This is a genomic window from Shewanella sp. 5_MG-2023 (assembly GCF_030547465.1).
Lineage (GTDB): Bacteria > Pseudomonadota > Gammaproteobacteria > Enterobacterales > Shewanellaceae > Shewanella.
Genome location: NZ_JAUORC010000025.1, coordinates 67,770 through 77,157 on the forward strand (window position 1 = coordinate 67,770; position 9,388 = coordinate 77,157).

Here is a 9,388-nt window from a genome sequence, read left to right on the forward strand (position 1 = left end):
TCAAACAATCGCTATCGATTTGTTACATCTGCTTTCTGGCAATGTTAGCATTATTGCAATTAAGTCTATTGATGGAACTCTTTGGCATGTCTCAAAATGTTATTCGTATCGCTACACGTAAAAGCCCACTTGCAATGTGGCAAGCAGAATTCGTAAAAGCAGAACTTGAACGTATTCATTCAGATTTAACCGTAGAGCTATTACCAATGAGCACAAAAGGAGACGTTATTTTAGATACGCCTCTGGCTAAAGTTGGCGGTAAAGGTCTTTTTGTTAAAGAACTTGAAGTTGCCATGCTTGAAAATCGCGCTGATATCGCGGTGCATTCAATGAAAGATGTACCGGTAGACTTCCCTGAAGGTCTAGGTTTACAAGTGATTTGTGAGCGTGAAGATCCACGTGATGCATTCGTATCAAACACTTACAAAACCATTGAAGAATTACCACAAGGCGCTGTTGTGGGTACTTCAAGTCTTCGTCGTCAATGTCAAATCCGTGCGGCTCGCCCAGATCTCGTCATTAAAGACTTACGTGGCAATGTCGGTACTCGCTTAGCTAAATTAGATAGCGGCGATTACGATGCGATTATCCTTGCTGCTGCAGGTCTTATCCGCCTAAAACTTGATGAGCGTATTGCCAGCTTTATTTCAGCTGAAGACTCACTACCTGCAAATGGCCAAGGCGCTGTCGGCATTGAGTGCCGCATGAATGACGAACGCGTTAAAGCATTGCTTGCGCCACTTGAGCATTTAGAAACTCGTTACCGTGTTTTTGCCGAAAGAGCGATGAATATGCGCTTAGAAGGTGGCTGTCAGGTACCAATCGGTGCTTATGCTGAAATTGATGGCGATAGCTTACATCTTCGTGGCCTAGTGGGTAACCCTGATGGCAGCCAAATCATTGAAGGTAATGTGACTGGTTTAAAAACTGATGCGGTTGCATTAGGTGAGCAACTGGCTGAAGATTTACTTAGCCGCGGTGCTAAAACCATTCTAGACGCTGTTTACAACCAGTAATCGAGATGAAAGTCTTACTGTCGCGCCCTGAGGGGCGCAATCAAGCTATGGCAGATAAGCTTAAAGCGAAAGGAGTCGACTTCATGGTCACTCCTTTATTAGCTGTGGTACCTACTCACAACCGGATTAACCCCAACACCCTCACCCAAGCTGACAGCTTAATTTTTATTAGCACTAATGCGGTAAAGTTTGCAGCCATTAGCCTTAATGATAAATTTCCAGATTGTCGCTATTACGCCGTTGGCCAAGCCACCGCTGATGCCCTGTCGCAATATAACATCACTCCTGAAATTGCCCCTGAAGACAGCCAGGACAGTGAAGGCTTATTATCACTGACATCATTAAGCGATATTAAAAATCAACACATTGTTATCGTAAGAGGTATTGGCGGCCGCGAAACTATCGCTGAGCAACTGACTCTCAGACAGGCCAATGTTTCCTACTGGGAAGTCTACCAACGCAGTCTGCCAAAGCTAGATTCAGCCTTGGTTTGCAGTCAGTGGCAGCAATTCGGCATTGATACCATAATCGTCTCCAGTGGCGATGTGCTAGAGAATCTAATTAAACTTGTTCCAAAAGAGTTATTTGCATGGTTGCAATCATGTCATATCATAGTCCCCAGTAATCGAGTGGAGCAAAGAGCAAAAATAGTCGGGTTAACTCACGTCACCAATGCAAGTGGCGCGAATACTCAAGCTGTTTTAGCTGCATTATCTGTTTAATCATTAGCGAGTCATTTGTATTTGCGATAATGTTTAATCCTGCCAAACTGTAACTTTGCCTTATCGTGTTTTTGCTCGCATTAATGATTTGGTCGCACTGTGGATGATCAAACTAGGTACTCAAGGACAGCTCATGGAACACAACAAACAAGATCCTAATCAACAAGCTCATTCAGACAATGATGTGATTGAATCAACTCCTGTTATCGAAGCAGATAAAGTGAGCGAACCTGAGTCAGAAAATCCCTCATCAACCACACAAAAGCAAGCCACAAACTCTGAGGCTAGCCCAGAAAAAAAACACCGTAGTAAAAGTTCATGGTGGGTGCGTTTCAGTATTCTTATTTGCCTGATCATTGCCATTGGCGGAATAGGCCTAAGCTATCTGCTATGGATGGAACTGCAAGAGCAAAAACAGCAGCTGCAAACTCAAAACCAACAAACCAGCGTAATAGGTAGTCAAGTCACGCAAGCGCTGGTAGAACCCAATAAACGCATTGCAGTATTAGAAGCCCAGCAACAGCAAAATTCACAGGCTTATCAGCAACAAGCGCAGTTAGCTAAATCACAACAGCAATTACAACAACGGGTCGCTACACTGGCTCAGCGTAATCCAAATAACTGGATGGCATCTGAAGCTGAATACTTAGTCCGTATGGCAGCTAGAAAACTGGCTCTTGAAAACGACCCTAAAACAGCAGCAAGTTTATTAACCTCTGCAGACGAACGTATTGAAGCAATAAAAGATCCCACCTTATTGCCGATACGCCGCGCACTTGCCAATGATCTCGCCCGAACTAATTCCATCAAAACCACTGATGTGGCAGGCACCATTTACGCTATTGATGGCATACTTAACCAGTTAGATACTTTGCCGTTAAATCGCGCCAAAGCCCAAGCAGCAGAAGACTTAGCAGCGCAAAATGCCATCTCAGATTCAGTAGATGACTGGCAAAGCAATTTAGCCAAGACTTGGCATTCAGTAACGGATGGTTTTATCACTATTCGTAAGCGCACTACAGATCTTGAGCCGCTACTAGCCCCAGATCAGCAATGGTATCTGGTTGAAAATATCCGCAATAAATTACTCCAAGCTCAGTTAGCCCTGTATCAACATGATCAAGTTAATTATCGCCAATCGGTTGGCTTTGCGCGAACGTGGATCCAGCAATACTTTGATTTAGACGAAGATAAAACCCAAGAAGCGCTGCGGGCTTTAGATGCACTAATGACGGTCACCATTGAAGAAATAAACCAGCAAAAATTTGAGTCTACCCGATTACTTCAGCAGCTCATTACTTACGGTGAGTTGGTTCCAGCAGAGGAACCACAGTCATGATTAAAACTCTTGCATATGTGGTTATCATTTTAATCGGTTTTTGTATCAGCCCATTTATCATCGGCAACACAGGCTATATTTATATTGCGGCGGGCGATTATCAAATAGAAACCAGTTTAGTCTTTGGTTTACTGGGGTTAATTTTATTTTATGCAGCGCTACAGATAGTTGAATGGCTGATTATTTTCCTACTGAATATCATTATTCATAGCCGCTATTTACCTGATCGCTGGCGCAAACAAGCCGCTAAAAAACATACCTTACAAGGGGCCTTAGCACTGGCAGAAGAAGACTGGCCTAGTGCTGAAAAAGCCATGTCTAAAGGCGCAGCAAAAGGCGAACTGCCGGCTTTGAATTTATTTGCCGCCGCCCGCGCTGCTCATCATCAACACAATAGCCAAGCCCGTGATCAATATTTAGCTCAAGCGGCAGAAGATCCGCTAGCACAAACCGCAGCCAGAACCTCAAAAACTCGCTACCTTATCCAACAGGGTCAATTAGCTGAGGCGAGAATAGAGCTACAATTACTCAATCCAACCAGTAAAAGTAAAACCCCAGTGCTAAAATTAGCCTTGGATTTATATCAGTTACAGGGTGACTGGCAAGCATTAAAGTTACTTTTACCTGCTATTAAAAAACGTCAAATCGTTACTGATGAGATATTTAATAATATAGAGCAACAAACTAATATTGCCCTATTGACTGCTGCAACAGAATCTAACGAACAAGATCTTGAGAAGTGTTGGCACTGGCTTAGTAAAACAGAGCGCAGTCAACCGACTCTCATCGCCATTTATGCTCGCGGCTTATGCCAGTATGAACGTAAAAAAGATGCCTTAAAGCTGCTTTCTAAGAGTTTGAAAGTCGAACCCAGTAACAGCATTTTATCGGCCTTGCCCCACATACTAGATGCTGACGATGATGAAATAAGAAAACTACTGCAACGTTACCAGCAAACCCATGAGCATGATGCTGGATATCAAGTGTGTTTAGCCAAGTTAGCCATGCAAAAACGTGATACTAAAGTCGCAAAAGAGCACTGGACAAAAGTATGTGACGTATCACCATTACGACAGCATTGGTTGGCATTAGCACAAGTGCAAGAGCAACTCGGTGAAAATACCGCTGCACTACAAAGTTATCGAAAAGCGGCTAATGCTAGCGAGTAAAACTTGTGCAAATATTAAGCAATGATTTCATAATGAATTAATCGCTTTCTATAATCAGTTAGACACTAAAGCCTGCCATTTGGCAGGTTTTTTTATCGCTTTTTTCTACGTGAAACAAGCTAATCTAGCAACAAATATCTCATGAATAGCCTACCAACATCACCTAATGCTAATGTATTAAAAATTTAACATTTGCCTGTAATCACTTAGTTGTACTGATTTACAAGACTTTTCTATTTCCCTCTTAAATTCATTAGTTTATTACGAAGAACTAGATGGTCAAAAAATTGACCTATAGTAAGGCTACTGCTAAAATTGTTAACTTGCGGTTAATTTAACTTTCAAACTTATAACAGCAAATACCTCGATATGCATAGTTATGCTAACACTATGAATATCAGGTTAAATGCGGGTTATTGGAGCTAAGGTCATGAGTTCTGTTGTAACGACAAAAAATGGTGTTTTAAATTCAACTAATGGAGAGATTACTCTCACGTTGAACAATGAAACAAAAAACATTCTTCCAGGAGATACTATTCCTGCAGGGGCAGAACTCCAAGTAGCCGATGGCATTGCGTTTGTGGTGACCTTTGACGATGGCACTATTCTCAATGGTGACAACATAGCTGAAAACTTATCGGCCGAAACTATCATAGATATGACCACAGATGAGCTCACTGAGATTGAAGCCCTACAGGCATTAATTGAATCCGGTGAAGATCCAACCGCTGAACTACCTGAAACCGCAGCAGGTGAGACAGCAACAAATCAAGGTGGTAGTGATTTCGCTTCATTAGCTCGTGAAGGCTCGGAAACTATTGCTACAGCAGGCTTTGATACCTCTTTTGATGCACCAGATATTTTAACCGCGAGTCTTTCATTAGGTGATGATGGCGTTGTTGCGCTAAATAACAACTTTAATGTAGCTCAGTTTACCGATAATTTTGTCAATGGCGTATCCTTTACCACCTCTTCTGGATTATCAGGTTTTACCGGTGATTTGGGTTCACCGGGATCATTTGCTTACCTTCCTGGCGACACTATTACTTTCATGGTCGGTGGCGTCACTATTGCTACTTTTAGCGCCGATGTTATTCAAGGGGATATTTTATTCCTACAGGATATTGCTGGTACTTTGCTGTCAGATACCAACATGGATTATGTTGAGAACATGGCTATTTTCCTTCAAGCCTTGGATAACGATTTATCCGACGGTATTGATGACGGTATTTTAAATACCAATAGTCTGATCAATAATGATGACAGCTACAGCACTAATATCAATATCTTATTATCCGTTCACGAAGCATTAGCCAATTATATTGATCCCACCACGGGCCAACCATTAAATATAGCAACAGCAGGTAAAGAGATGATCTCTCAAGTACTTGCTGAATTAGGTATTATTTTTACCCGTGATACCGAAAGACAAGAAGATGGCCAAAATGTATTTGAAACCATTGCGATGGAGCATGTTGCAGATACCATTGATGACATTGCAGGCGATAGAACCCCTGATGAACATGACGAACGTACCGTAGATATCCTTGACGTACCCGGTGGGTTAATTACCTACAACTATAATGAATTAGATGGTCAAATTACTTTCTCAGCCAACGATTTACTAGAAGGTGCTGTAGGCCAACAGGTTATCGACCAAAACTTATTGGTTAGCAATGTTAGACTTAGCGCAGCTTTTGAGGACATTGGGACTTTACAAGATTTGGGTGATGGCAATTTTGTCATTATCTTAAATGAAGGTATTACCCAATACGATCTTGAAGGCCTAAGTATTGATTACCGTGTAGAAGATTGGACCGTCTTCAGAGACGTCACTTCAGCGACCCAAGATCAATATAAATCACATCTATCTGCTAATATTCCAGATGTTTTTGAAGATGTTGGTTTTAATCAATTCACTTTAAATAGTGAACTCACATTTGAAACCGATCAAGAACTGTTCATCACTTTCACCAGTGAATTACTCAGTGAGCAACTCGGTTACCCAATTGCCGAATATGCTGATGATTATTTAGTTCCTCTTGAATACTCGAATGATGGTGGCCTAACGTGGCAGACCATGACTGTAGGAGGGATTGATTCAAGTGCTGATCTTGCTAGACCTATATTTAGCTTCAACCTTGAAGCAGGTAACAATAGCATCCTAATTCGCGTGCCTATTTTTGATGATGCCATTATTGAACCAACTGAATATTTCAATGCCATTGTTACTGGTGAAAATGTTTATGATGAAGAACTAGAATTTGCCATTTTTGATAACGACGGTAACGGTTCAGACTTACCTGTTGTCGATATTGACTACGCCGTTGTTGTAGAAGGAATGGAGTTTGCATTATTCACGCTGACGTTAAGTGAACCAAGCACAGAAACCATTACCCTTGATTATAGCTCAGAAGAGCTAACCGCTTTATTCGGTGAAGATTTCACTAATGTAAGTGGCACTGTGACTTTCCTCCCTGGTGAAACTACAGCTTATATTAGCGTCCCTATTACAGATGATTTAATCGTAGAAGGTAGCCCTGAATTTGCGCTAATAAACTTATCTAATCCAACCAATGCTGTACTAGGTGATACTCAGGCTACGTTACGTATTTATGATAATGATCTTCCTGATAATACAAACATTACTTTAGATATTGATCCCGTCACTGGCGATAACATACTGACGCCAGATGAAGCGACTGGCACGATTACAATTACAGGTACCGTGACCGCTGATGCTTCTATCACTGCCGGTATCATTATGTTGACCATTAATGGTCAAGAATACCAAGCGATTATGCAATCTGATGGTACATTCTCAGTAGATGTCGATGCGACTGACTTATTAAACGATCCCGACACTGTAATTGATGGCATTGTATATGGATACGGCGCTGATGGTGCTAAGGGCACAGCAACTTCTACAGAAGACTACGATATTCCTACTGTGGCAGAAAATGACAGCATTATTGTTGCAGAAGACACTATCGCTGCAGGTAATGTTCTAGATAATGATACCGATACCGATGACGTTCTCACTGTAGTTAGCTTTGAAATTAATGGCGTGACATACACAGCTGGAACAACTGTGACACTTGATGAAGGTGAACTGTTATTAAATACTGATGGATCATATTCTTTCACCCCCAATACTAATTGGAACGGTATTCTTCCCGTTATTTCATACACCACTAGTACCAACAATACAGCTACATTGACGATTGAAGTGACTCCTGTTACTGATGGTGCTCCTGGCGTAATCATCAACACCGACGCTAATAATGATGGCATCATCAGTGAAGAGGAATTAGCTAATAATACTGAAGTATCTGTCACCATCGACCTAACTGATACCGGGGCTCAACCCGGTGACACATTAGTCGTTAATGGTCAAGAAATCATTCTTACACAAGTAGATATTGATAATGGATCTGTTGATATAACACTACCTGCTCCAGAAGAAGGTGACTCTATTGAAGTAGTCGCCACCATCGTTGATAGTGCTGGTAATATTAGCCCTGAAGGCTCTGATAGCGCAGTTATAGATACAACACTACCTGTAATTTCAGTCATTGCCCCAGACAGCAGCAACGATGACACCCCCACAATTACTGGTACTACTGATGCAGAGCCTGGCTCAGTGATCACCATTATTGTTACCGACAGTGCTGGCAATGAACAAACACTGGAAACAACGGTAAATCCTGATGGTAGTTACGAAGTCGATGTTATCGATCCTCTAGCAGAAGGCGATTATACCGCTGTCGCAGAAGTGACTGATCCGTCTGGTAATACTGCCACTGCTGAAGATAATGGTGATATTGATACTATTGCCCCAGAAATTACCGTAAATGCCCCTGACAACAGCAGCGATGATACCCCAACAATTACTGGTACCACTGATGCAGAGCCTGGCAGTGTAATCACCATTATTATTACCGACAGTACTGGCAATGAGCAAACACTAGAAACCACGGTAAGTCCTGATGGTAGCTACGAAGTTGATGTTATCGAGCCCTTAGCTGAAGGCGATTATACCGCTGTCGCAGAAGTGACTGATCCGTCTGGTAATACTGCCACTGCTGAAGATAATGGTGATATTGATACTATTGCCCCAGAAATTACCGTAAATGCCCCTGACAACAGCAGCGATGACACCCCGACAATTACTGGTACTACTGATGCAGAGCCTGGTAGCACAGTCACCGTTACCGTAGTGGATAGCGAAGGTGTTGAACAAGTTTTAGAAACCATCGTCAATGAAGATGGCACCTATGAAATAGAAGTCCCTGCACCGATTGCTGAAGGCGATTATACCGTCGAAGCGACTGTTACAGATCCAGCAGGCAATACGGCTGTTGCTAATGACAATGGAGAAATGGACGCCACTGCGGGTTCAATTGATGTAGCCCTCACCATTAATGATGGCGCTGAAACGGCTGATATTTCTGGTAGCACCACTGATGTCGCGCCAAACTCAACAGTCACCCTAACCCTTACCGATAGCGCGGGCACAGTGCAAGTCATCACTGGCGTCACTGTCGATGCCAATGGCGATTACAATATTGATGGCGTGGATATTTCAGGCCTGGTTGATGGCGACATCACCGTTGACGCATCAGCTGTGGATCAAAACGGCCAAACAGTCACTAATGATGACACTGATAACATGGACGCCACTGCGGGTTCAATTGATGTGGCCCTCACCATTAATGATGGCACTGAAACAGCCGATATTTCTGGTAGCACCACCGATGTCGCGCCAAACTCAACAGTCACCCTAACGCTCACCGATAGCGCCGGCACAGTGCAAGTCATCACTGGCGTCACTGTTGATGCCAATGGCGATTACAGTATTGATGGCGTAGACATTTCAGGCTTAGTTGATGGCGACATCACCGTTGACGCATCAGCTGTGGATCAAAACGGCCAAACAGTCACTAATGATGACACTGATAACATGGACGCCACTGCGGGTTCAATTGATGTGGCCCTCACCATTAATGATGGCGCTGAAACAGCCGACATTTCAGGTAGCACCACCGATGTCGCGCCAAACTCAACAGTCACCCTAACCCTGACCGATAGCGCTGGCACAGTGCAGGTCATCACTGGCGTCACTGTTGATGCCAATGGCGA

Annotated in this window: 5 protein-coding genes; all 5 read left to right on the top strand. The window is 42.9% G+C overall.

All coding sequences use genetic code 11. From position 1 onward, the window contains the following. Positions 1–86 precede the first annotated feature (86 nt). The gene (hemC, locus tag Q4557_RS15225) at positions 87–1,016 is read left to right on the top strand and encodes a hydroxymethylbilane synthase (RefSeq protein ID WP_102440236.1); all 930 of its coding nucleotides are present in this window, start codon (positions 87–89) and stop codon (positions 1,014–1,016) included. A 5-nt stretch (positions 1,017–1,021) separates the two neighbouring features. Continuing rightward, on the top strand, positions 1,022–1,738 hold the full coding sequence (locus tag Q4557_RS15230; protein WP_303413749.1) for a uroporphyrinogen-III synthase: 717 nt from the start codon (positions 1,022–1,024) through the stop codon (positions 1,736–1,738). A 133-nt stretch (positions 1,739–1,871) separates the two neighbouring features. Further along, on the top strand, positions 1,872–3,077 hold the full coding sequence (locus Q4557_RS15235) for a uroporphyrinogen-III C-methyltransferase (protein WP_303413751.1): 1,206 nt from the start codon (positions 1,872–1,874) through the stop codon (positions 3,075–3,077). Further along, positions 3,074–4,246, top strand: a complete 1,173-nt coding sequence (locus Q4557_RS15240; RefSeq protein WP_303413753.1) for a heme biosynthesis HemY N-terminal domain-containing protein — start codon at positions 3,074–3,076, stop codon at positions 4,244–4,246. The genes Q4557_RS15235 and Q4557_RS15240 overlap by 4 nt, the downstream gene beginning before the upstream one ends. A 430-nt stretch (positions 4,247–4,676) precedes the next feature. Beyond that, the coding region (locus Q4557_RS15245) for a retention module-containing protein (RefSeq protein ID WP_303413755.1) at positions 4,677–9,388 on the top strand (4,712 nt) is incomplete at its 3' end.

Bases quoted from the DNA above. Each gene is read 5' to 3' on its own strand.
- Q4557_RS15230 (WP_303413749.1), top strand. From the start codon at position 1,022: ATGAAAGTCTTACTGTCGCGCCCTGAGGGGCGCAATCAAGCTATGGCA.
- Q4557_RS15235 (WP_303413751.1), top strand. From the start codon at position 1,872: ATGGAACACAACAAACAAGATCCTAATCAACAAGCTCATTCAGACAAT.
- Q4557_RS15240 (WP_303413753.1), top strand. From the start codon at position 3,074: ATGATTAAAACTCTTGCATATGTGGTTATCATTTTAATCGGTTTTTGT.
- hemC (WP_102440236.1), top strand. From the start codon at position 87: ATGTCTCAAAATGTTATTCGTATCGCTACACGTAAAAGCCCACTTGCA.